Source organism: Halobacillus sp. 12SKB, assembly GCF_052941655.1.
Genome location: NZ_JBRFWR010000001.1, coordinates 1,686,471 through 1,710,185 on the forward strand (window position 1 = coordinate 1,686,471; position 23,715 = coordinate 1,710,185).

At 42.2% G+C, this 23,715-nt stretch carries 15 protein-coding genes; 7 read left to right on the forward strand and 8 right to left on the reverse strand.

The features are described from left to right. The first annotated feature begins 204 nt into the window (after positions 1-204). Positions 205-1,287 (forward strand): glycosyltransferase family 4 protein, encoded by a 1,083-nt coding sequence (locus tag ACQ4XT_RS08255; protein WP_446853258.1) that lies wholly within the window; start codon positions 205-207, stop codon positions 1,285-1,287. Positions 1,288-1,331: 44 nt separating this feature from the next. Here ACQ4XT_RS08255 and ACQ4XT_RS08260 read toward each other — a convergent pair whose 3' ends face one another. Both ACQ4XT_RS08260 and ACQ4XT_RS08265 read right to left on the reverse strand, forming a co-directional pair. Next, positions 1,332-2,348, reverse strand: coding sequence for a GNAT family N-acetyltransferase (locus ACQ4XT_RS08260; RefSeq protein ID WP_446853259.1), 1,017 nt, complete (start codon positions 2,346-2,348; stop codon positions 1,332-1,334). Between the two features lie 87 nt (positions 2,349-2,435). Beyond that, positions 2,436-3,887, reverse strand: coding sequence for an O-antigen ligase family protein (locus ACQ4XT_RS08265; protein ID WP_446853260.1), 1,452 nt, complete (start codon positions 3,885-3,887; stop codon positions 2,436-2,438). A 535-nt stretch (positions 3,888-4,422) separates the two neighbouring features. Here ACQ4XT_RS08265 and ACQ4XT_RS08270 point away from each other — a divergent pair. Further along, on the forward strand, positions 4,423-5,700 hold the full coding sequence (locus ACQ4XT_RS08270; RefSeq protein ID WP_446853261.1) for a nucleotide sugar dehydrogenase: 1,278 nt from the start codon (positions 4,423-4,425) through the stop codon (positions 5,698-5,700). A 16-nt stretch (positions 5,701-5,716) separates the two neighbouring features. Continuing rightward, positions 5,717-6,430, forward strand: a complete 714-nt coding sequence (locus tag ACQ4XT_RS08275) for a WecB/TagA/CpsF family glycosyltransferase (RefSeq protein WP_446853262.1) — start codon at positions 5,717-5,719, stop codon at positions 6,428-6,430. A 24-nt stretch (positions 6,431-6,454) separates the two neighbouring features. Here ACQ4XT_RS08275 and csaB read toward each other — a convergent pair whose 3' ends face one another. The 4 genes from csaB to ACQ4XT_RS08295 all read right to left on the reverse strand — a co-directional run bounded on the left by csaB (position 6,455) and on the right by ACQ4XT_RS08295 (position 11,907). Continuing rightward, entirely contained in the window at positions 6,455-7,525 is a 1,071-nt protein-coding gene (gene csaB / locus ACQ4XT_RS08280) for a polysaccharide pyruvyl transferase CsaB (protein WP_446853263.1), read from the reverse strand. An 81-nt stretch (positions 7,526-7,606) separates the two neighbouring features. Continuing rightward, positions 7,607-9,157 carry a putative polysaccharide biosynthesis protein gene (locus tag ACQ4XT_RS08285; RefSeq protein WP_446853264.1) on the reverse strand — a complete coding sequence of 517 codons (1,551 nt, stop codon included), beginning with the start codon at positions 9,155-9,157 and terminating at the stop codon, positions 7,607-7,609. Further along, positions 9,154-9,885: a WecB/TagA/CpsF family glycosyltransferase gene (locus ACQ4XT_RS08290; RefSeq protein WP_446853265.1), complete on the reverse strand. Its 732-nt coding sequence runs from the start codon at positions 9,883-9,885 to the stop codon at positions 9,154-9,156. The genes ACQ4XT_RS08285 and ACQ4XT_RS08290 overlap by 4 nt, the downstream gene beginning before the upstream one ends. A 105-nt stretch (positions 9,886-9,990) precedes the next feature. Beyond that, a complete protein-coding gene (locus tag ACQ4XT_RS08295) occupies positions 9,991-11,907 on the reverse strand; it encodes an S-layer homology domain-containing protein (RefSeq protein WP_446853266.1) in 1,917 nt (638 codons plus the stop codon). Between the two features lie 342 nt (positions 11,908-12,249). Between ACQ4XT_RS08295 and ACQ4XT_RS08300 the strand changes: the two genes are divergently transcribed. The 4 genes from ACQ4XT_RS08300 (at position 12,250) to ACQ4XT_RS08315 (ending at position 21,545) form a co-directional block, all read left to right on the forward strand. Then, on the forward strand, positions 12,250-13,701 hold the full coding sequence (locus ACQ4XT_RS08300) for an N-acetylmuramoyl-L-alanine amidase (RefSeq protein ID WP_446853267.1): 1,452 nt from the start codon (positions 12,250-12,252) through the stop codon (positions 13,699-13,701). Positions 13,702-13,774: 73 nt separating this feature from the next. Next, positions 13,775-15,424: a S8 family peptidase gene (locus tag ACQ4XT_RS08305; RefSeq protein ID WP_446853268.1), complete on the forward strand. Its 1,650-nt coding sequence runs from the start codon at positions 13,775-13,777 to the stop codon at positions 15,422-15,424. A gap of 425 nt (positions 15,425-15,849) precedes the next feature. Further along, on the forward strand, positions 15,850-19,098 hold the full coding sequence (locus ACQ4XT_RS08310) for an S-layer homology domain-containing protein (RefSeq protein WP_446853269.1): 3,249 nt from the start codon (positions 15,850-15,852) through the stop codon (positions 19,096-19,098). Between the two features lie 239 nt (positions 19,099-19,337). Further along, positions 19,338-21,545, forward strand: a complete 2,208-nt coding sequence (locus ACQ4XT_RS08315) for a 5'-nucleotidase C-terminal domain-containing protein (RefSeq protein ID WP_446853270.1) — start codon at positions 19,338-19,340, stop codon at positions 21,543-21,545. A 123-nt stretch (positions 21,546-21,668) separates the two neighbouring features. Here the strand turns inward: ACQ4XT_RS08315 and ACQ4XT_RS08320 are convergent, their stop codons facing one another. Beyond that, on the reverse strand, positions 21,669-21,908 hold the full coding sequence (locus ACQ4XT_RS08320; protein ID WP_446853271.1) for a DUF3006 domain-containing protein: 240 nt from the start codon (positions 21,906-21,908) through the stop codon (positions 21,669-21,671). Positions 21,909-21,912: 4 nt separating this feature from the next. Continuing rightward, positions 21,913-23,556: an S-layer homology domain-containing protein gene (locus ACQ4XT_RS08325; RefSeq protein ID WP_446853272.1), complete on the reverse strand. Its 1,644-nt coding sequence runs from the start codon at positions 23,554-23,556 to the stop codon at positions 21,913-21,915. Between the last annotated feature and the right edge of the window lie 159 nt (positions 23,557-23,715).

Here is a 23,715-nt window from a genome sequence, read left to right on the forward strand (position 1 = left end):
TCCCTTCCATAATGGAAAATAATGTTTCAAATATTTCTGCACAAAGAATATTGTAACATAGAGTAGGAAGAGGTACATGCTCAAATTCTACTGTGAAATTGGAAATCAGATGATTTTTTACAATAAACGACATCATGGTTGCATCCGTATGATATAATGTAACCGCCAAAATCACGTAAATATCAAAAATAAGTGAGGATTTTTATGAACATATATGTAGAAATGACAATAGCGATATTACTTTCGATGACCGTCAGTTATGTCCTCGTCTTCCCGGTTATGAAGTTAGCAGTGAAATGGAAGATGATGGACTATCCAGAGCTACGGAAAATACATAAAGAAGTGACTCCCCGGATGGGAGGACTTGCTATATTTGGCGGGGCGGCAGCGGGGATTCTCTTCATACGTCCTGAGCTTCCGTATATCATCCCTATCTGTATCGGTGCCATCATCATCGTGTTGACAGGACTTTTCGATGATCGTTTTCAAATACGTCCGATCATGAAACTGGGAGGGCAGGTATTAGCTGCGGCTATTCTCATCTTCTCCGGTCTGAAAATTGATGTCTTGAGCATCCCTTTTATCGGAATGGTGACATTAAATGAGCCGATCAGTATCCTGTTCACATTCTTCTGGATCATTGGAATTACGAATGCCATCAACTTAATTGATGGACTCGATGGCTTGGCAGCCGGAGTGTCGACCATTTCTTTAATCAGCATTGCGGTCATGGCACTGGCCATTGAACCTCAAGTGGCGATCGTATACCTTTGTGTCGTCTTGATAGGGAGTAATATCGGCTTCCTTTTCCATAACTTTTATCCAGCACGCATTTATATGGGGGATACCGGATCCCTTTTCTTAGGGTACTCGATGTCTGTCATCTCAATGGTTGGCTTATTTAAAAACGTGACCCTATTCAGTTTTGTGATTCCGATTATCGTCCTGGCCATCCCGGTCTTTGATACACTCTTCTCCATATTGAGAAGGCTTATTAATAAACAGAAGATCATGATGCCGGATAATAAACACATTCATTATCAGATCTTGGCCGCGGGCTTTAGTCATCGGGCAACGGTTCTCATTATATACGCCTTCAGTGCATTATTCGGATTTTTAGCGTTATTGTTCTCTTTAACGTCATTTGGAATCTCCTTGATTATCACTTTCGTTTTGCTCTTATTGCTCCACTTGTTTGCGGAAATGACTGGAGTCGTTTACCGAGGGAAACGGCCGATCATTGACCTCTTTACGAAAAAAGAAAAGAAGAAAGAAAAAGATCATTAAAAAAGTCTTGCTGGCTTCTGTCCAGCAAGACTTTTTTAGATTGATTAAAAGGAGTCCACATCTCCAGGGGTAATGAACCATTTTTCTGGATTTTCCAACCCGAGGGTATGGGCTGAAATTCCTTTACCAACGAGAGGCATAGGGCTGTCTTTATGGATAAACCCATGCTTCTTCAGTGCCTTAACCGGTGGAGAGTGTTCTAAACACCAGGTCTGGATGATGTCGGCATCGTGAAGATTGAGAAAAGCCTGTTGCAATAACAGTGGCCAGACATCGTCAGAAAGGGCAAGCCAGTCCACGATGAAGCCGTTGGTGAATTTCCCTTTTTCTTTCGACGTTACCACGTACCCTTTTAACTCGTCCCCTTCATATAATCCGCGCATCTCATAGGTGTTTTCCGGGTGGTCATGATACCTCCAGTTCAAGTAGGCTGAATCTCGTACCACCATAACGTGTGATTGGCTTCTAACTTGATCAGCAAGGTGGTCAAAGGAGTGGTCGCACTTGGTGATTTTCTTGATGCTGTAATCACTGTCTACTCTTTTAGGCCCTCTGAATTTCTTATAGATCTTATCTAAAGGTTTGAAAATGCCTATAGGACTTATTTTTGTTGATAAAAGCGAAAAAGGCTGCTGGATAAACATCCAGCGAGGCATGTCAGTCATATGATGGGCTCCTGTGTAGCGGAGGAACAACTCTTTCGCTTTTGGGGCAGGGAAACCATAGAGATAATCAATGCCTGCCTGTTCAGCCTCGACGAGCAGAGAATCGTTCAATTTCTTATAAATGCCTTTTCCTCTTGCCTCAGGGTCGACCATCGTATCTGCACGCAGCCCAATCTTTGATTTCTTTCCATCAATATAGGCTTCGGTTATCCATAAACTTATGTGGCCTAGAATGTTGCTATCTTCATCGTACAAGAGAATAAACGGCTCTGTTTGTTTCGGGTTATCTATAAACTTCCATCTCCAAGATTGTAGCGAGCGATCCTGGTGGAATGTTTTTTTGAAAAGTTCCTGAATTTGATGCTCATCTCCAGGCTGATAATGTCTGACAGTCATAGTTTTCTTTCCTTTCAAGGTGTATTGCCTTCACATTATAACAGATGAAAGAAAGTGAGGACTCCCAAATAGGAGTCCTCACAGTCGTTATGCTTTGCGTAAGCGGTTATTAAGGTCAAGCATATTCGTCAATAACAATACGATACTGATAGCAAGATAAATGCTTACCGCGGGGGCGTAAAGCACATGCCCAGCTAAAAAGGCAATTCCTGTACCAAAACCGATCGACAATAAGATCAAAATGTTTTGTGGATGTAACATTTCTCCTGGTGCATTAAAGAGCAGCTTCAAGAACAGTCCTGCGACAATTAAGAATGGTGTAAGGATTAAAAGAATTCCTAGAATACCGAAAGAGAAAAATAGGTCAAAGAAGTCCATCTCGATCAACTTCCGAATGTCCTCATAATTTCCTGCATACCCCATTCCGAAGGATTTCTGTACGATATCAGCTTCTTCATACATTCCATAGATATGAGCGAAATAAATGTTACGTGAGCTCAGGATGATTTTCAGGATAGGAGATTCGATCAGTGCCTGCTCACCGAGGGCGGCAGCAGCATCATCTCCACCTTTGGTTCCTTCTCCTTCTTCTCCTGAAGGATCCTCACCGGCTCCTTCTTCGATTCCATCCTGATCAGGGTCTTCACTGGCTTCTCTTTGTTCATTGATTTGACCGACGTCTCCAGAAACATTCGAGAAAGTCGGAGAGAATGGTGCGGCAGCCAAAAATAGAATCAAAAAGATCAGGGAGCTGATCAATCGTAAATGAAGATGGGATTCTTTAGTCGTTGTTTTCACTTTGGAAATCAACCAATAAATCAGGTAGCTGGCAAAAACAATAATCGAAGCACCCAGGACGGCGAAGAAGCCGACTTTCGTTCCAAGTAGGATGGAAACAAGTGCAATGAAGATCATCGGGATAAAGTAATACAGCTTTTTAAGGTTGTCTACTTTATTCAACGTGTAGATATAGACCAAAGGGAAAGAAATGGCGATGATCGAGCCGATTTCGTTTCCGGAGTTGAACCAGCCTTTAAAGCCGAATTTGTTCCATTCATACGTTTCTGAGGATGTACCAGTAAGGATGGCAAGGAACATGCTGACAGCGATGATGACCATGGCGATCGTGATCGCTCTCATGATTCGCATACGTACGATTAACGTTTTATCTAACGTGGTAAACAGTAACAGATACGCACCGAGCATGATCGGGAAATACACGGTTTTCGCAAGGAACTGTAGTTCAAGGAACGGGTTGAAGATCGGCTTTGCAAAAAAGTTATAGATCAATCCGATTGTAAGCACAGCGGCTAAGGCTATTAAGTAAGTAATGACGTATTTCTTCAAGCGGCTGGAATTACCAAAGAAAATAAACCAGAGGGAAGCGGCCATGAAAAGGACCCGGACGATTATTCCGATTGTGAGGCTCGCATTCAACGCTTGCATAGAAAAGTATGTTAAAATATCTAGTATTGGCTGTATGATGATAAAGATCAATAAGAGCTTTTCGAACAGTTCTCTGTTTAATAATTTCGACATGATTAACACCTCAGTAAGTTTCCTTGAATATGGGATTAGCCACATTGAAGTATAAACCATTACTTGACAGCTGTCTATAAATGATCGAACTTGTCTAATTGCGTTGAGAAGTCGAAATTTTTGTTGATGCTCCAAGGGAAAAGCAAGTATAATGAATAGTTGTGAATACATGATCATAATTAAAAAATTCCCACTGGATTTACAGGATAGAATACATCGTGGGAACAGATAATACGGGAAAAGGACTTCAGGAATTATTCGCAATAAACAGAATAGTATGAATGTCTGAATGGAACGTCACAAACCAGCTGAAGAAACGAATATTATAAACAAAGCGCTTTTAAGCGCGATCGACTCAAAGATATTCTAAGAATAAACTAATTTCTACATAGGAAATTATGTTTTTATATTATCATGGAACAAATCATTACAATTCATCCACATCAGGTCGCCTTTTTAGGATTACCGGCCAATCGTGAGTGCATCTGATTAAGATGATCAGCAGGAATGTTTGGAAGAGAAAGGGAGTATTGGAATGAAGAAGTCATTATGTGTTGTCGGGTTAGGTTATATCGGGCTGCCCACATCAGTAATGTTTGCTATCCACGGTCATAAAGTTCATGGGGTGGATATCAACCATAAAGCAGTAGAAATGATCAACAATAAACAACTTCATATAGAAGAGAATGGATTGCAGGAACGGTTGGAAGAAGCCGTTGATGCTGGAATGTTCAAAGCTTCGGTAGAACCTACGGAAGCAGATGTCTTCGTCATTGCCGTCCCATCTCCAATCCGTGAAGATAAGACCGCGAACCTTGATTACGTAAGGAAAGCGACAGAAGCGATTGTACCTTTTGTCAAAGAAGGGAACTTAGTGATCCTGGAATCGACCGTCCCACCGAGAACGGTTGAAGATGTCATGATCCCAGTCTTGGAACAAACAGGACTAGCGATCGGCGAAGAGCTTTTCGTATCTCATTCACCGGAGAGAGTCATTCCAGGAAAGGTCTTCCAGGAATTGGTGGATAATGATCGGATCGTTGGAGGAATCAACGAGAAGTCTTCTACAATGACCAAGGAGCTTTATGAGTCTTTTGTTAAAGGAAACATCCATTTAACGGATGCTACCACAGCAGAAATGGCTAAGGTCATCGAAAACACCTACCGGGATGTGAATATCGCTTTTGCCAATGAATTGGCTTTGATCAGTGATAAAATCGGTGTGAATTCCTGGGAAGCGATCAAGCTTGCCAATTACCACCCACGCGTAAACATTCATACTCCAGGCCCTGGTGTCGGAGGACACTGTATAGCAGTTGACCCATGGTTCCTGGCAGAAATAGAGCCGGAACTTTCTAAAATCATTCAGTTGTCACGGAATACGAATGATCACATGCCGACGTACACGGCCGAACAAATTCAGGAAATTTCGAAAGAACAATTCATCAATGATCCGAAAGTGGCTCTGTTTGGTCTCTCATTTAAAGCAAATATCGACGACCAAAGGGAAAGTCCATCTCTTAAAGTCATCATGGAACTCGTTGAAAAAGGGATCAGTTTTACGACGTTCGACCCTCATATTAAAGAAAATGTGGCTTCCAACCAAACGCAGGATATGGAAGAAGCACTGAAGGATGCTGATATTCTTGTCATCCTTACAGATCATGATGAGTTTAAACAACTTGACCCTGAGTATATAAAAGGTAAAATGAGAAATAGGCTTGTCTTTGATACGAAAAATGCGTTATCGTTAGATGAATGGAAAAATGCAGGATTCGTAACGAAGCGATTAGGAGATTCAAAAAACGGATAAGGGTCTAGGTGAAAACATGAAGGAAAAGTTTTTAGGGGTTGACGTTAGTAATTACACATACGATCAGCTCAAGAAAAATATAATGACGGATATTAATGAGCACCGCAAGTCCTTTATTGTGGCCATCAACCCTGAAAAAATATTGCAGGCGCAGAAGGATGCAGACTTGTTAAACTTGTTGAATACTGCAACCTATCAGATCCCTGATGGTGTAGGAATCCTGATAGCGTCTAAAATGACCGGCGGTACGATACGTGAACGGGTCACCGGTATTGATATGCTGCTCGCTATGTGCGAACAAGCTTCCCTTCATGGAAAATCCGTATTTTTATATGGAGCAAAGCCTGGGGTAGCAGAACAGGCTAGTCATCGCTTAAAAGAAATGTATCCTGACTTGAAAATAGCCGGCATCATTGATGGTTATGAAAAAGACCAGGATCTTATAAAAGAAACCATAAATCAGGCAAAACCTGATATTGTCTTTGTGGCCTTAGGCAGTCCCAGACAGGAATATTGGATTGTGGACCACATGGAAGAAATGGACGCGAAAATCTTCCAGGGAGTAGGAGGTTCTTTTGACGTCTTGTCCGGACGAGTGAAAAGGGCACCAGATGCCTTCCAAAAAGTCGGTCTTGAATGGTTGTACAGACTCATCAAAGAACCGTGGAGGATCAAACGTCAAATCAAGCTGCCTACATTCTTGTTAAAAGTTTGGAAAACGAAAAAATAGAGAGCATCCGCTATAGGATGCTCTCTATTTTTTATGTTTGAGGTGATGGAAAGCCGTTTGGGCTGTTTCTTTCGCTTTCCTGGAGAGGATAGCTACCCTCTCTTGCAGTCTTTCTGTTTGAACCAGCCTATTTTCATAAAGACGATCGACTTCTTGCGAAATGGCCGCAGCTTCCCAAGCGGGATCGTTAACATCGACGGTGACAGGGAAATCGAGCTGGTCTGCTAAAGCATCAATCTTAGGGTCGTAGGAAAGGGCGACAAACGGAACAGAGCACACCCCCGCAAAAATAAGGGAATGAAGGCGCATGCCGATCAATAGGTCTGCCTCTGATAACAAGTGCAGTTTTTCATCGATTGACATGTGACCGGGATGAACCTCCACTTCCTGGTCTAACCGTTGAGCTACCTTATTAGAAAAAGCTTCATCAGATGCCCCGTGCATAGGAATAAAGCGTAGGCGATACCCTTTTGCCAAACAGACGTTGAATGCTTCCGTCAACTTCTCCGCAAGTTCATCTGAGTCCCCCCATTCACGGATACTCACAGCAATCAAAGGTTTTTGTGAATAGCGGTCTGTTTCTATAACCTTATACTCGTAACCGAAAACGGGATCAGGGAAGAGATCGATGCTTTTTTTTACCCCGATTCTTTCAAGAAGTTCTTTTGATTTCTTATCACGAACAGAAATTCCAGTAACTCCATTCAAAGCGATACGAACCAACAGCTGGTGGATAGGTTTTCGTATGGGTCCCATTCCTTGGGCGTATATGAAAACAGGCTTCCTCAGCCATTTGGCCATATGCATGATACCTGTATAGTACAACACGGATCTCGGCCCGGTGGCATCTTGTAATAAACTGCCTCCACCACTAATCAAGCCATCCGATTCCTTTAACGCTCGAATGATTTCTTTGAAATTCCATCGATCCACGGCGGATACTCCATAATCGATTTCCGTCTTGGATGGATGCTGAGATAGAACAATGATTTGGATGTCTGGATCGAAGGTTCTCAGATGTTGGATCATCGATTTTACGATCGCTTCATCGCCTGTATTATCAAAACCGTAATAACCGGAAAGTACGACTTTCATTGTTCCACCTCTTCCACTCACAAAAAATATTTAATAACTTACATACGATTACACCTACATATCTCACTTGAACTAGAGCGATCACTTCAGCCATTTCGATAATAAAGGAACACGCTGAATCATTTCTTGATCGAAGGCTTTTACCTTCAGGAGAGATAAGCAGTAAATCACTACAAAGAGTAAACCGATCGTGGCCACATATAAAAAGGAGAAAACTCTGGACCATTCGAATGGGCTGGCAAGTAAGTAAGTAGCCGCCGTCACTCCTCCTAAGAGGACAGACAGCACCAGAATTTTCACCATGTGTGCCGGGAAGACAGGAACTTCGACAAGTCTCCTGATCATCTTATTATTGATCACAACGATGAAAAGGTATGTGATCAATGTGGCTACAGCAGCCCCTTCTATACTATAAAAAGGAACGAGAACGGTATTGGCTATCGCTTTGATCAGAGTACCGGATAGAATAATGGCCGCCGCTAATCGAGAAGCATTCATTCCTTGTAAAATGGCTGTTCCAACGAGAGTCATAGAAATGAATACAGAGGAAAATCCGGTAATGCTAAGCATAAGGCTTCCTTCGGAGTTAGTGAAAAGCGCAATATTGATCGGTACAGCCAGGATGAGAAGAAGGAATGCTGCAGGCCAGGACAATACGTGTGTAGCCCAGCGTGTCGTCTCAATCAGTTTTCTTGCATCTTTGAACTGGTTTGATTCTACATGTTTGGTCAGTGATGGAATCAACGGGAGCACGACAGATGTAGCGAAAACCGTAGCGATTTGCACGACCGCAAGCCCGCGGCCATAAATGCCATAAAGATAGGTGGTTTCACTCCCATTTTCCGTCCGTAATAAATGTGGGATCGTGATTGAATCGACCACGTTAAAAAGAGCCATAGTGACAGTACCTATGGCAATGGGTATGGAGACAGATAGGATTCTTTTTCCCCAGACTTTAAATGTATTCAAATGATAGTTGTACTTTTGGTCGATCTTCATATTGGATCGGTATAATCGCGTTTTCAAATAGACCATGGAGCTGAGGACGCCTAATAACGAACTTATCATCACTCCAGCAGCTATGTAAGGGGGGCTATACTCTAGCGTAACCATATAAAAAGCAACGCCGATGATAAAGATCACTCGAATGAACTGTTCAATGACCTGTGACACAGCCGTAGGTCTCATATCTTCATACCCCTGGAAGAATCCTCGGTCTACAGCCATATAAGGGGCGAAGAGTAAGGTTAAGGAAACGGCAATTAAAGCAGGCTCTGTTGAGACACCGCCAATCAGCTGGGAAATCGAACGGGAAAAGAGCAGGATGAAGCTCAGACTGATCGCACCAAGCAGCAAGCCAAGAATCCGGGCTGTCTTTTGAATATAAAAGATATCCTGTGTTGTACCAGATGCGCGTGCTTCAGCAATCAACTTCGAAATAGCAATCGGAATCCCCGCTACCGAAAGAATGAGAGCAACCATGTATACCGGATAAACGAGACTGAAGATCCCCAGTACTTCATCCCCGGCAATATTCTGTAAAGGCACACGGAATAAACTCCCCAACACTTTGGAAAGTAGAGTGGCTACGGTTAGAATCAGAGTGCTTTTTAGAAAAGTAGAAGGTTTCACGATTGAGAATCAGACCTTTGTCGATAAACTTGATAGGCGAACCTCGGAAGGGCAAGCATCCGTTTCCACCGGCTTGGCTGTTTGATCAATCGATAGAGCCATTCCAGGTTCATGTTCTGCCACCGGATCGGCGCACGTTTCACTTCACCGGACACGACATCAATGCTTCCTCCCACACAAATGAATACACCCTGGTCAAAGTCAGAGAAATTTTCTGCGATCCATCGTTCCTGTTTCGGTACACCAAGAGCAACAAAAACGATGTCCGGCTTCTTTTCTTTAATGTCTTCCGCTACGGAAGAATCATTCCAGGTAAAGTACCCATTTCTATGGCCGACTACTTCTATATTCGGGTAGTCGATATTTATATTTTTTATAGCCCCATGCAATGTTTCTTCTTTTGCACCGAGCAAATAGATCCGATACTTGTTTTCGTTCGCTTTTTCAAGGAATTCCATCATAATATCATAACCGGTCACCCGCTCAGGAAGAGGGGCTTTCAAGAGTTGTGAAGCTTTCACAATACCTATTCCATCAGCAGTTATATAGGAAGCTCGTTGAAGGCAGTCCATATAATAGGAATCATCATGAGCACGCATAACAATTTCAGGGTTTGCTGTTACGACGAAGGATTTTTCCTTGTTTTCTATATGTTTTTGTAATTGTTGGACTAAGGTGATATGGTCCATGTTGGTAAAAGGTATTCCTAAAATGTTTACCTGCTTCATTTTATGATGTTACTCCTTTAATTTACACATTCATGCTCTCCATAATATAACATAAAACGGGGAGTAACATATAGTTGTTACTCCCCGTTTTTCGTGTAGTCGGAATTATTCAGCTATTGGGAGCTTTTCTAAGCTCGTTCCATAAGCACCGTAACCGTGACTGTAAACGAAAGCTTGTTCATAATCATGGTCACCGTAGGCTTTTGGCGTGATTTCATACCATGTGCCGATTCCTTCGATCGTGTTTAAAATCTGCACATTTGATGCAGGTTTTTTCATTTGGTAAAGCAAGTTGTCCTTCCCGGTTTCAGGCGTGGAGCGGACATTGACGTTTGATGTTACGGTTTTTGCGAGTTCATACTGACCGTATTCCGGTTCTTTGTCGTATTTCTCGCTCAAATAAGCATCTGCCCGATACATGAATCCGGCGATTTTCTGTCCCCAGTAAGGGTCTGAGGCCCAGCGGACGTTCATACCGGAACTCTTGTTTCCTAAGTGGGCGCCGTTGGCCTTCCAATTATCCTGGTTGAAATACCCTGGCACAATGAAGTCTCTAGCCGCCTCTAAAATCCCTGTTTCATAATCATCATACGTCTTTGCACCTGCCATTGGGTCTGTATCAATGGCATTAATTCCAAATAGATTATTTTTAGTTACAGCGATTGGGCTCGTTCCCCATGTACTCTCATGAATGGCGTGTGCCATGAGGTAGAGGGCATTCGTGCCATGAAGTTCTTCTGCCTTTTTGAAAGATTCCCCCGTCCCGATCAGGAGGTTATCCGTTCGGCCATATTCTAGATACTCATTCAATTGTTCAGCTGTGTATTTCGTTTCTGTGTACAACGGCATGCGGTTGAAGTATTGATAAGCTTCCCCTGCATGATTTCCGTTTTCATCGTAAAAGCTATTTCCGTTGTCACTATAGTATTTAGTGCCTTCTTTCATGAAAGAAGGTGCAGGACCGTACATGTAAGTCTTAAGGTCATCAGTGATAGGGAAGTAAATGTAGTGGTGGAGATTCCCTTCCTTAACGGAATAGTAGCTTTTCCCTTTAACTAAATGTGTTGGAATCAAGTTGAATTCTTCTTTTTTAACGAAACCCTCTGTATCTGCGACTTTGACTTCTAAAGAGTTCTCATTTACATCCAATAACTCTACCTCGATGCCAGCCTGGATGTACGTGGCGTGAGCAGAAAAGGATTCGCTAGTGAAAATGGTAGCCTTAGCATTTGCGACAGCCGTGCCCTCAGAAATCCATACCACCTGATTCCCACTTAATACAACTTGGTTCCCTTCAGCGTTCTTCACAGCTTCCTCGTATGTTTCATATTGACCTTCAATCACTGGATCTTCCAACTCAGTTAGAGATGCGACTTTAAAATCAAATTCCACAGGCGGCGGGTTAAAAACCTTCAACAAACGGTTAATAACAGCAGCTGTTTCCCCACGTGAAGTTTCATCATAAGGGGCAAAGAACAATGACCCATCTTTGTGCTGCTTTCCGCTGATAATTCCTAAGCTCGTCAAGCGTTCTACTGATTCAACTGCATACTCACGAATTTTGTCATTATCTTCGAAGGCTAATTCTTTACGCTCAGAAATGATGTTTTTGGAATCTGCCGCATTCATGATCATGACCGCCATATCCTGACGTGAAATGATTTCTTTAGGGCGGAAAGTCCCATCTGGATATCCATTGATCAAACCGTGACTGAAAGCCGTCATAATAGAATCGTAATACCAATCCTCTACTTGGATATCACTGAATCGATCAGCAGAAACGTCCAGTTCCGTATCATCTAATTCCAAAGCTTTGTTAATAAAAATAGTAAATTCTGCACGTGTAACTGATTTCTCTGGTTGATATGTACCATCTTCGTACCCGGTCATAATCCCGGCTTCAATTAATGCTCTTAAGTCTTCTTCGAAAGGTGTTCCTGTGATGTCATCCTCGGCATGAACAGCAGAGCCGAAAGACGCGAAGAAGAGGAGAAAAAGCATAAGTAACGATATTTTCTTCACATTCCATCCTCCTTTATTTACCACTATTAATCTATCAAATAATGAACAGGATAGATAGTTTAATTCAAGAATTTTTGGAAAAGTGGGGTCGAAAGAATCAGGAAATACCCGTTTTTATGAGAATTAAATCTAAAAAACTACAAAAATTAATAAAATGAGACTTTCGTATGATGAAAATCCTTGGTATAGTGAACGATATATTAAGTGACAAAATATTGGTTTCATTTACATAAAATTACAAAATAGCACAGGAACCTACAAGGGAGGCCGGTAAGTCAGTTTTACAAATGTCAATGTGAACGCGAAGATTATGGACAATCTAAAATACGGTTTAGAAGGAGCATGAGAATTACTATGCTGAAGAAAATTGGAAGTCTGCTGTTTGCCCTTTCTGTTTTGTCCCTGGTCATTTTCCATCCGATTCAAGAGGTGTCTGCTGAGGAATTGAGTGATATACCGGATCGGTCTAAAGAGAACATTAATCTATTAATCGAAAAAGAGATTATCTTTGGTTATACAGATGGTACATTCAAACCGAAAAATCCTGTTTCCAGACAAGAAGCTACAGCAATGATCGGTCGTGCTTTAAATTTAGACAACACCAAACAAGCAACGACTTTCCCGGATGTCACCTCTAGTATGTATGCTTCAGGTTACATAGCTTCTGCGACAGAAAAAGGGATCATTACAGGTCATTCCGATGGAAGCTTCCGCCCGAATGAAACGGTAACGAGAGCTCAAATGGCCATTATCATCTCCCGTGCTTTTGATATTAAAGGCGAGACGAAGAAATCTTTTCCTGATGTAGCGAATGACAGCCTTTACTATGAAGCGATCAATTCCATCGCATCTGCGGGAATTTCTGTCGGCTATCCGGATGGAACATTCAAACCTTATAATAAGCTGACTAGAGAAGAGTTCTCCATTTTAGTGGCTAAGGCCATCAGTGAAAATGGGGAGTACGTTGTTCAGGAGCCATCCGAAGATAAGCCTGTGGAGCCTCAAGAACCGGAAGTGCCAAAAGATGAAACCCTTGAGGTCATCGATGAGAGAATTGTCACGGCCGATTCCTTGAATGTTCGTCAAGGTCCAAGTATTGATTACGATATCGTTGGAAAATTAACGACTGGAAATGCTGTGAAAGTTCATAAACTTGAAGGGGACTGGGCTTTTGTTTCTCACGGGGAACTAAAAGGTTATGTCCACACCTATTACCTTGTCGCTAAGCCGGGGGAGGCAGCACCTCGAACGGTAGCCATTGATCCAGGTCATGGAGGCAAAGATCCAGGTGCATCAGCAAATGGCTTAGTAGAAAAAGAAGTCGTTTTGGATGTTTCTTTGATGGTACGCGATTACCTGAAAGACTCTGGGATTAACGTAGTAATGACACGTCAAAGTGACTGGTATCCGTCTCTTGATGGACGAGTAGCCATTGCCCAGAAAGGGAAAGCGGACGCTTTTGTCAGTGTCCATGCCAATGCATTCATGAGCAGTGCGAATGGGGTCGAAACGTTCTACTATGCGGCCGGCATGACCGATCGTGAAAGAAAAAGCTACCATCTGGCGAAATTCATCAATGACCGTTTGTACAAAGCGATGGATATGAACAATCGTGGAGTTAAAAATGCAGGGTATCGAGTGATCAAAGCTACCACTCTACCATCGGTTCTGACAGAAATCGGCTTCCTTACGAATGATAATGATGCAAGAAAACTTAAAACTCAACATTATCGTGAAGAAGCAGCTCAAGCTATTGCTTTAGGGATCATTGATTATTACAATTGGAGAGATTGATAAATGAAGAGCGGGATTTTGTTCCGCTCTCTTTTTTTTAACTTCATAGATTATATTCATAGGAGGTCCTTAAATGAAAGAATGGGTAAAAGTTTGTTTGGTTGCTTTTCTGGTAGTAGTTGTAACGCCAACCCTTGTCGCTGCATCATCCGAGACAGAGGATCCAAAGAGAGTGATTCTTACATATGAAAAGGATGAAGGGATGACCTTCTTGGACGAAATCCCTCATACGATTCATCATCATTATGAACGGTTAGGAGCGGCTGCTGTGACCGTAAGTGAATCCGATCTGCCACTATTGGAAAACGCGGAGGCCGTTACTTCGATCGAAGAAGACCAGCGGGTAAAAGTAAGCGTCCAGCAAGAAGGATGGGGGTACACAAGTGTAGGTACACAAAAATCTGAAAACCTCGGTCTGACGGGTGAAGGAGTAAAAGTGGCTGTCATTGACACAGGGATTAACACAAATCATCCAGATTTAAAGGTTACGGGTGGAGCGAGTTTTGTGGAAGACGAGACATTTGTGGATGATAATGGGCACGGCACCCATGTGGCGGGCATTATCGGAGCGTTAGATAACGATGAAGGAACGATAGGTATAGCCCCTGAAGCACAACTATATGCGGTGAAAGTATTGGACCAGGATGGTAATGGCCTTGTCAGCTCAGTACTTGCCGGGATTGAATGGGCCATAGAAGAAGAAATGGATATTGTCAATTTAAGTTTGACGGCTTGCACTCCTTCTGACTTAACGAGACAAGCCTTGAAAGATGCGAAGGATGCAGGGATCATTGTAGTGGCTGCCTCCGGAAATAAAGATGTATGTACATACGATGAGGTGACGGATGTTCTTTATCCAGCCAGGTATCCAGGAATCGTAAGCGTCGGGGCGGTAGAAGAGGACCAATCAGATTCGGGCTATACCTATGGAGGGCCATCGCTTGATTTTACAGCCCCCGGGATGAATATAAAGAGCACCTATATCACGACGGAGGATAATCAGAGTGGTTATGAAATGCTGAGTGGATCTTCGATGGCCGCCCCACACGTCACAGGCGTTTTGACCTTATACAAAGAAATGTTCCCTGAGTTCAATAAAGACGAGTTGCTGAATCTTGCAATCAATAACAGTTTGGACCTTGGAGTGAAGGGCAAGGATAATATTTATGGGCACGGAATGATCCAGGCTCCTACCACACCTTTTTCTGATTTTGAAAGAACCCGTTGGTACAGTGAAGCTCTTGAATTGATGGCTCAAAACAATTGGATCAGTGGATATAGAGATGCTTCTTTTATGCCACAAAAAGAGATTACGAGGGAAGAAGTAGTTTCCATAATCGGTAGAATCCTCGATTTAGACAATGAACAGAGAGAAACACAGTTTTCAGATGTCCCGAAAGAAACTTTTGGATCAGGATATATAGACTCAGCGGTTGAATCTGGATTTGTTAACGGATATCCTGATGGCACCTTTAGGCCGAAAGATTCGGTCACGCGTGGAGATGTGGCTATTCTTATCCATTATGCTTTCAATATAGAGGGGGATAAGGAATCAGAATCTTTCCCGGACATTTCAAAAGACAATTATTATTACGACAGCGTAACCACTCTAAAAGACTCAGAAATTGTTAATGGATACCCTGACGGGACCTATAGACCTATGGAAAATATCTCACGATCCGAGGTCGTTTACATGCTTTATAAAGTAATAGAAATGAAATAATAGAGGGATAAAATTGAAATAGCGTCACCGATCATAAAATCGGTGGCGCTATTTTTTTGAAAAAATACCAGTAAAATGTTAAAGATCTCAGACAATCTGTCGATATTTTCTATGTAAACGCCAAATTTCTGTAAAATTATTGGCGCTTTTGGAAGGAATACCCTACTTCGTGTTGTATACCTATGTAATGATTTTGTAATTGGAAATGGAATCTACTAAAATTATTTTCTTCCAATTTATTAGGTAAAATGGTTGACCTTCCAGTATAAGTGAAATATACTAAGACTTGTGTCATCAGGAATTTGTTGTAGTTTTATTACTTATCTTGGAGATTTGTATACATAAAGACTCATGATGGCATCCACGATCTATGAGTCTCTGGGATCAGTATTATTTTATAGTATATTCAAGGAGGAATTATTTACATGTCTTACAAATCTAAGTCACAACGTAAATTGTTTGCTACATCATTGACGGCTGCTATGGTAGCTTCAGCTGTAGCACCAGTTGCAGTCTCTGCAAGCACGGATTCAAATTTCCCTGACCTTCCGGACGGTTACCAGTTCAACGAAGCGATCAATGCACTAGTAGCTGAAGGTGTCATCAATGGTTACCCAGATGGTGAATTCCACCCAACGGCAAGCATCAACCGTGGTCAAGCAGCAGTTATGCTTACAAAAGCGCTTAAACTTGATACGGACGTTGCAGCGGCTGACTTCCCTGACGTTGATCAAGAAGCTTGGTATGCAGAGTACGTAAACGCACTTGTAGCTTCCGGTGATATCAACGGTTATCCAGATGGAACATTCGGTCCACTTGATAACATCAACCGTGCTCAAATTGCTGTACTTCTAGTTAATGCTTATGACATTCCACAAAAATCTGCGGATACTACTTTCGAAGATGTGGATGGAGATGCTTGGTACACAGAAGCAATCGAAACTCTATACGCACACGGTCTAATCTCTGGTACGAACGAAGAAGGAACAGAGTTCAGCCCGATGGAAGACATGCGTCGTGACCACTTTGCATGGTTGCTTTACAACGTTGAGAAAGAATTCGGCAGCCTATTCGATGAGGAAGCTCCAGAAGTAACAGTTTCCAGCGCGACAGTTATCGATGAAGATACAATTTCTGTAACGTTCTCTGACGGTGAAACAATGGAGTACGATCTTGATGAAGTACTTGTTGACGGTGAAAACGAAGTAACTGTTGAATACAAAGGTGAAATGTACACAGTAACCGTTGACTTTGACGCACCAGATAACCCTGGTGACGATGGAGACGATCCTGATGTTGAAGCGGATACAGCTATTCAAGGTTTCGTGAATCCATTTGCAACAGTTAAGGTTGGTGACGAAGAGGTTGTCGCAGATAAAAATGGCTACTACTCTATCCCGGCAACTCCAGGGTTGGTAGAAATTGAAGTGAGTAAAGAAGGTTACTTCACAAAGACGGAAGAAGTAAATGTTACTCGTAACCATAAAACAGCAGAGAACATTTCACTCGAGCTTGTAGATCTAGATGAGTTGGCAATTGAAGGTAACATTGTTGATGACAAGACTGGTGAGTCTGTTAAAGGTGCTATGGTGACTCTTCAAGAGAAGAATGGTGACGAATGGTTGACACTTGATACTGTTACTACAAAAGCTGATGGTAAATACGGCTTCTATAACAGTGAAGCTTCTGCTAGCGACGAGCGTGCAGCGCTAGAGTTTGACAATGCTTTAAACAAGCGTATGAACGAAATCAGCACAGATAGTGAATACCGTGTTGTCGTTTCTAAAGATCTATCAAGCAGCAATCTTGATGATGTTTACCACGAAACTACAACGGAATTCACTTCAAGTGATGATGAAGCTCTTACAACTGTAGGAACAGAGTTCACACCTGTTGAAGAGATTGAATCTATGAAGCTAGCTGGAGAGTGGAACACTCAAAATGGTTCTGTTGAACTTCTTGATGTAGATGGTTCTACAATTCTTGCATCTCTAGATGATTTAAATCTAGACTCAGAAGAAGAAAATGGAAAATACAAAGCAGATGTCAATCTAGTAAAAGCATTTGGTCAAGATGTAGTGACTCTTCCAACAGGAACTTATTTCTTACGCATCAATGACGCTAATGCTGCTACAGAAATTGTAGCGGTTGAAGTTACTGAAGGAAACAATACTGCCTCTTCTGTTTCTTTAGAAGAAGCGCAAGAAGTACAAGCTACAAGCACATTCACTAGCTTCCCTTCTGATTCTATGGGTGAAACATTCGCTGGAAGCCTTAACGTTTACAAAGAGGTTAACGGAGTGGAAGTGTTAGTTGATACACTAAATGATGGTAAATTAGAATATAAAAAGGATAGCAATGCTCTAGTAGCTTCTTATAATTTTGATACAGCAGAAACTACTGATTACAAGTTTGAAGTGAGCGGCGATTACATCCTAGAGCCAGTTTCTGAAACTGTTAGCGTTGTTAAAGGCAAGACAACTTCTCCATCTCTAGAAGTTGACCCAGCAGGAACGGCTTCTGCAAATGTAGAATTGCTAGACAACGATGGAAATGCACTTGACCTTTCTGAAGGCACTGAAGTACCTGTCACAGCAGAACTTGTAAATGCAGACGGTGAAACGGTTGATTCAGTTACTTACTCTGAACTTGATAAATACGATAATAGTAATGAAGATACAATGGATCCAATGAATTCCCCGTTCTTCGATAGTGTTGAACCTGGTAAATACATGATCAAAGTATCTGCGCCAGGCTTTGAATCTAACACTTCAGAAGAATTTGAGGTTGTAGAATTCACAGGCCAATCTCCAGCTGATTTCGGAATCAAAGCGGATCCTGAAGTTACTGTAGAAGGGTATGTACGTTACGATGGGGATCTTGAAAACGAAGAAGTTGAAGGTGAAGTTTTCGTTTATCAAGGTAACAATTTAGTTACAGTAGATGAAGTTGAATTCAATGGCGAAACAAATAAAGGGACGTATGTCATTGGTGATGATGAGAACCTTGAAGAAGGCTCTTACACATTCGTCGTCCGTGGACCTGGATTCTTTGAAACTGTTACGGATACAATTACTGCCAACAAAGGTGAGCAAACGTTAAACTTTGCTGTAGAAGGTGGTTCTCAAGCGATTGCAAACCTTACTTTGGTTGATACTCTAGGTAACAAAGTAGATGGTGAAGATGTAACTGTATCAGTGACTGATAAGTGGGACGATCCTCTTAATAGCTCTGATGATTACACTGTGGAAAACCCTAAAGATGGAAGCTTCATTACACCAGCTGAACTATCAGCGGGTACTTATGAAGTAACTGTCCTTGGTGACGATGATGTGTATGAAGATACGAGCTTTGGTTTAGAAGTAGGGAAGAATGAAACAGTTTATGAGCGTATCACTATTCAAAACTCAACTAACGATCTTCTATTTAATGTAACTGGTTCAGTTGCAGGCGTTGATAGCACAACTGATGTTGTAGTAGCTGCTATCGATGAAAATGGGTACGTTGTAGATTATTCCATGACTGTTGAAGGATCTTATTCCCTAGACGTACCAAACGGTAACTACGAAGTAGCTGTCTTCGCTGACGGTACTTATGTAGGTGACCAAGAGGTATCCGTAGAAGATACAGATCTTGATAACATCAATTTCTCTCTAACTTCTACATCTCGCTAATTTAATCTAGCTAATCAACCCTGCAGAGGATATTCTCTGCAGGGTTTTTTAATGATTCTTTGAAAGTACAAAATTTTGTAAAGGAATCGTTTGAAAATCTTTAAAGTTATGAAAATTGTGTGGGAAATGATAGAAAATTCTTGTAAGATAGAAATGTATGGGGGTATTTGTCCCTTATTAAGTTACATAGAATGGGACCGAAGTCCGCCAGATTATATATTCAAGGAGGAGTCATTTTAATGAAGAAAGTTAATAAGAAAAGTGCTTTATTCCTATCCTCAGTGAGTGCCGCGCTAGTTGCATCAGCTGTAGCCCCAGGTACAAGTGTATCTGCAGAAGATGTATTTCCAGACGTCCCTTCCGATCATCCCTACCATGATGTGATTCATGCGTTAGCAGAAGCTGGAGTTGTAACCGGTTATGAAGACGGAACCTTTCAATTATATTCTTCTGTAACCCGTGCGGAAGCAGCGGTCATGATGGCCAGAATTCTTGACTTAGATATGGAAACAGGAGAAGGTTCTACTTTCTCAGATATATATGAAAAAGATTGGTATGCTCCAGCTATCAATGCCTTGCATGAGGCTGGGTACATCAGCGGTATGGAAGACGGAACTTTCCAACCGAAAAAAGAAATGACTCGCGGTGAATTTGCTCAATTGATTGTAGAAGCCTATGGTCTTGAGAGTGATGCAAGCGAGCATCCATTTGAAGATGTCCAGGAAGGTGCCTGGTATGAAGATGCCATTGCGACTCTTTACAATCTTGATCTCGTAAGCGGTCAAAGTGAAACGAAATTCGGGCCGAAGGATGATGTCCGCCGAGGGGACTTCGCCTGGTTGCTTGCGAATACAGATTATGAGTATGGAACAACACTTGGTGATGAGCATTTTGAACTCTCTTTAATGCACACCAATGATACCCATGGTCATTTGGATGAAGTCGCTAAACGTGTGACAGCCGTGAATGAAGTAAGAGCAGAAAATCCGGATACTCTACTTCTTGATGCTGGGGATGTCTTCTCTGGAACGTTATACTTCAATGAATTCAAAGGTCAGGCAGATTTAGAATTCATGAACATGATGGGTTACGATATGATGACTCTTGGAAACCACGAATTCGATCTTGGCTCAAGTGAGAATGGTCATAAAGCTCTGGCTGAGTTTGTCGAAAAGGCGGATTTTCCTTTTGTAAGTTCGAATGTGAACTTCTCTCAGGATGAGAACATGAAAGGACTTTATAACAGCTACATCAGCAAGAAGCCTGCCGATGGTGAAATCTATAATAGTGTCATTAAAGAAGTAGATGGGGAAGAAGTTGGTTTCTTCGGATTGACGACAGAAGAAACGGCCGATATCTCAAGCCCTGAAGCCATTACTTTTGATAACTATATTGATACAGCTGAAGAGCGAGTGAAAGCACTGGAAGCCCTGGGTGTTGATAAGATTGTAGCTCTGACACACATTGGGTACGATGATAACCCGAACTATGACAATGATCAGTTGTTAGCCGAAGTGGATGGAATTGATGTAATTGTCGGAGGACACAGTCATTCGAAGCTTTCAGAACCAGTGGAAGTGACAACTGATGAGAATGGAGATCCTAAAGATCCTACCGTCATCGTTCAAGCCGGACAATATGGAGACTACCTGGGTACATTGGATGTAGAATTCGATGATGAAGGTGTCGTCGTCGGATACGCGGGCGATTTGATTGATGTTAGTGAAAAAGAAGCAAACGCTGAAGCGGCTGCTGCTCTTGAAAAATACACGTCCAAGATCGAGGATATCCGTGACGAAGAGAGTGGAGCAGTTGCTACAGAAGCCTTCCCGAATCCACGTCTGGAAGATGGGGACGAAATCAGTGTTCGTAACAGTGAAACGGGACTGGGTAACCTCATCACCGATGGAATGCTTGATAAAGCAAAAGAGTACAACCCGGATACAGTTGCGGCCTTCCAAAACAGTGGCGGAATTCGTGAAGCGATCGACAAAGGACCAATCACGATTGGTGAGATCCTGACGGTTATGCCATTTGGTAATACACTTGCAACGATGGAGCTTTCCGGCGCTGAGATTATGGAAGCATTAGAGCACAGTGTGAGCAATGCCCCTAAAGAATCTGGTGGATTCCTGCAAGTTTCTGGATTGAACTATACGTACGATAGCTCCATGGCTGTTGGTGAACGTGTACAATCTGTTGAACTGAATGTTGATGGAGAATGGGTTGCGCTAGATGAGTCTGCGACTTATACGGTTGCAACAAACGCATTCACAGCTAAAGGTGGAGACGGTTATGATGTCTTTGCTAACGCCTATGAAGAAGGACGCGTAACAGACCTGGGTTCATCAGACTGGGAAAACTTCCGTGACTATGTTGCTGAACTAGGAGAGGTAACACCAGTCATTGAAGATCGTATTGTAGACGTAGCATCAGAAGACGAATAAAAAACAAGAAACGCAGGAGATCATCTCTCCTGCGTTTTTTTATGCGAACACATGGAATAAAATGCCACACCAGGTCATCCATATATTGGATGACCTGGTGTGGCAATATTTTACATTTCATCCTCACTTGGAGTTGGGGCGGTTTTTGAGGGCTTCTAGTTTTGCTTTGGCCTGTTGTCTGCGTTTTTCGGTTTCTTTATGAAGGATCCGGTAGTCATCGTTGTCAGATGTCTCTATCAGATCTCCTTCTTTAGCGGACTTAGGTAATACGCTTCGATCTACCAGTTTTTCTGTAGTTTCGTTTCCTTTTAACAGTAAGACCGCCTTGGTACCTTCAAACCGATCGATTGTATATGTTGGCATCCAATCACCCCAGTGTTATTTCTGGTCGCATTTCTTCCAATGTTACTTCTCCAATATAGCTGACATTTAACAGTTCACTGTACGTCTCAAATGGACCGTTAGCCTTCCGGTAATCGATAATATTTTGTGCAATTGTCGGACCGACGCCGGTTATTTCCTGAAGCAATTCATAACCGGCTGTATTTACATTGATCGGATAGGAGACCTCTCCATCATCGGACCCATTTCCACCACCAGATCCTGAATCACCATCATTGTCTTCCGTCGTGCATTCATCGCTTCCATCAAAAGGAGAACCTTCAACATCGTAAGTCGATCCATTTGTAGTGACTGTAATGTCACCTGTGTCACAGGTGGAATAAAGGTCTGTTCCGTAATCCCATAAGCGATTGGTTACTTCGGATTCAGGGTGGCCATAATGATTGTCCCCATAAGATAAAATTCCGACTTGCGGGTCTACATAATGGACAAATTCATTTGAAGTTGAAGTGTCAGCTCCATGGTGGCCGACCTTGAGAATTTCTGCTTCGACATCATAGAGACGGCTCATCGTCTGTTCGTTTTCCACCGTCGCATCCCCTGTGAATAAGAAATCAATCTCTTCATAAGAGGCCTTCAATACAATCGATGACTCATTGTTATCACTCGATGTATTTTCAGAATTAAGGATTTTAATGTCCAGTTGTGAGAAATCCAAACGGTTTCCCTCTTCCGCTATTTCAAGCGGGATATCTTTTCTTTCAATAATGTCCAGGTATTCAAAATAAGTATCCGTGGTATGCGTCTTTCCGCTATCCAGGACTTTATTTACTTCGATGTTTTCCATAACATCGATCAATCCACCGATATGGTCGGCATCCGGGTGTGTGGCGACAAGTAAATCAATCGTGTCGATTCCAGCGTTTGATAAGTAATCCACGACTTCTTCGCCGGCAGATTTCCTGCCACCATCGATCAAAATCGTTTTTCCAGAGGGTGTTTCGATGAGGGTGCTGTCACCTTGACCAACATCGATAAAATGAGCGGTCATTTCAGGGTCTGGTCGCAAATCCTCATTAATAGTAAAGGCAAGAATAACAGAAAACTCAGCACGAATGATGGATTTTTGCGGTTGGAAAGAACCATCCCGATAACCATTGATGATTTGGAGGGAAGCTAATTCTTCAATCGATTCTTTCGCCCAGTGATAGTCCAAATCATTAAATGTCGTTGTGTTTCCTTTTCCTTGAACGTCATAAGCTTGGTCAATCATATAAGAAGCTTCGGCGCGGGTAATTGGTGCCGAACCTCTGAATGTACCATCCGGGTAACCACTGACCAGCCCTTTTTCTGCAGCAATGGCAATGGCCTCATAATAAATGCTATCCTTATCCAGATCACTGAAACCCGGTTGGGATTGAGGGTTCTCATTCGGATACAAGTCATTCACGAGCATCATGGCTGCCTGCTGACGTGTAATCATATCCCTCGGGCCGAACAGGCCATTTCCGTAGCCGTTAATGATTCCTTCTTCATTCAAGTACAAGATTTCTTCTTTCGCCCAAGGGGTCTGGTCTAAATCATCAAAGATTTCTTCCGCGCTCACCATATTCCACTGTCCTGCTAACAAAAGGGTGAGCATGATGATCCATGTTGTTAAGTACTTCATCCAAGTCGCCTCCTCTTTCTATGTTTAAGATCTCTAATACTAGGAAATTAACATTATAGAGTGTTTATGTAAATAAAAAGTAAAAGATTGACAACTTTTGTAACATAAATCTTATAAATTTCCATTTATGTTACAATTAAATTACAATCGATAGAATAG

What these genes read in the sequence shown, in the direction of transcription:
- ACQ4XT_RS08255 (WP_446853258.1), top strand. Translation starts at nt 205, where the DNA reads ATGAACATATATGTAGAAATGACAATAGCGATATTACTTTCGATGACC.
- ACQ4XT_RS08260 (WP_446853259.1), bottom strand. Translation starts at nt 2,348, where the DNA reads ATGACTGTCAGACATTATCAGCCTGGAGATGAGCATCAAATTCAGGAA.
- ACQ4XT_RS08265 (WP_446853260.1), bottom strand. Translation starts at nt 3,887, where the DNA reads ATGTCGAAATTATTAAACAGAGAACTGTTCGAAAAGCTCTTATTGATC.
- ACQ4XT_RS08270 (WP_446853261.1), top strand. Translation starts at nt 4,423, where the DNA reads ATGAAGAAGTCATTATGTGTTGTCGGGTTAGGTTATATCGGGCTGCCC.
- ACQ4XT_RS08275 (WP_446853262.1), top strand. Translation starts at nt 5,717, where the DNA reads ATGAAGGAAAAGTTTTTAGGGGTTGACGTTAGTAATTACACATACGAT.
- csaB (WP_446853263.1), bottom strand. Translation starts at nt 7,525, where the DNA reads ATGAAAGTCGTACTTTCCGGTTATTACGGTTTTGATAATACAGGCGAT.
- ACQ4XT_RS08290 (WP_446853265.1), bottom strand. Translation starts at nt 9,885, where the DNA reads ATGAAGCAGGTAAACATTTTAGGAATACCTTTTACCAACATGGACCAT.
- ACQ4XT_RS08300 (WP_446853267.1), top strand. Translation starts at nt 12,250, where the DNA reads ATGAGAATTACTATGCTGAAGAAAATTGGAAGTCTGCTGTTTGCCCTT.
- ACQ4XT_RS08305 (WP_446853268.1), top strand. Translation starts at nt 13,775, where the DNA reads ATGAAAGAATGGGTAAAAGTTTGTTTGGTTGCTTTTCTGGTAGTAGTT.
- ACQ4XT_RS08310 (WP_446853269.1), top strand. Translation starts at nt 15,850, where the DNA reads ATGTCTTACAAATCTAAGTCACAACGTAAATTGTTTGCTACATCATTG.
- ACQ4XT_RS08315 (WP_446853270.1), top strand. Translation starts at nt 19,338, where the DNA reads ATGAAGAAAGTTAATAAGAAAAGTGCTTTATTCCTATCCTCAGTGAGT.
- ACQ4XT_RS08320 (WP_446853271.1), bottom strand. Translation starts at nt 21,908, where the DNA reads ATGCCAACATATACAATCGATCGGTTTGAAGGTACCAAGGCGGTCTTA.
- ACQ4XT_RS08325 (WP_446853272.1), bottom strand. Translation starts at nt 23,556, where the DNA reads ATGAAGTACTTAACAACATGGATCATCATGCTCACCCTTTTGTTAGCA.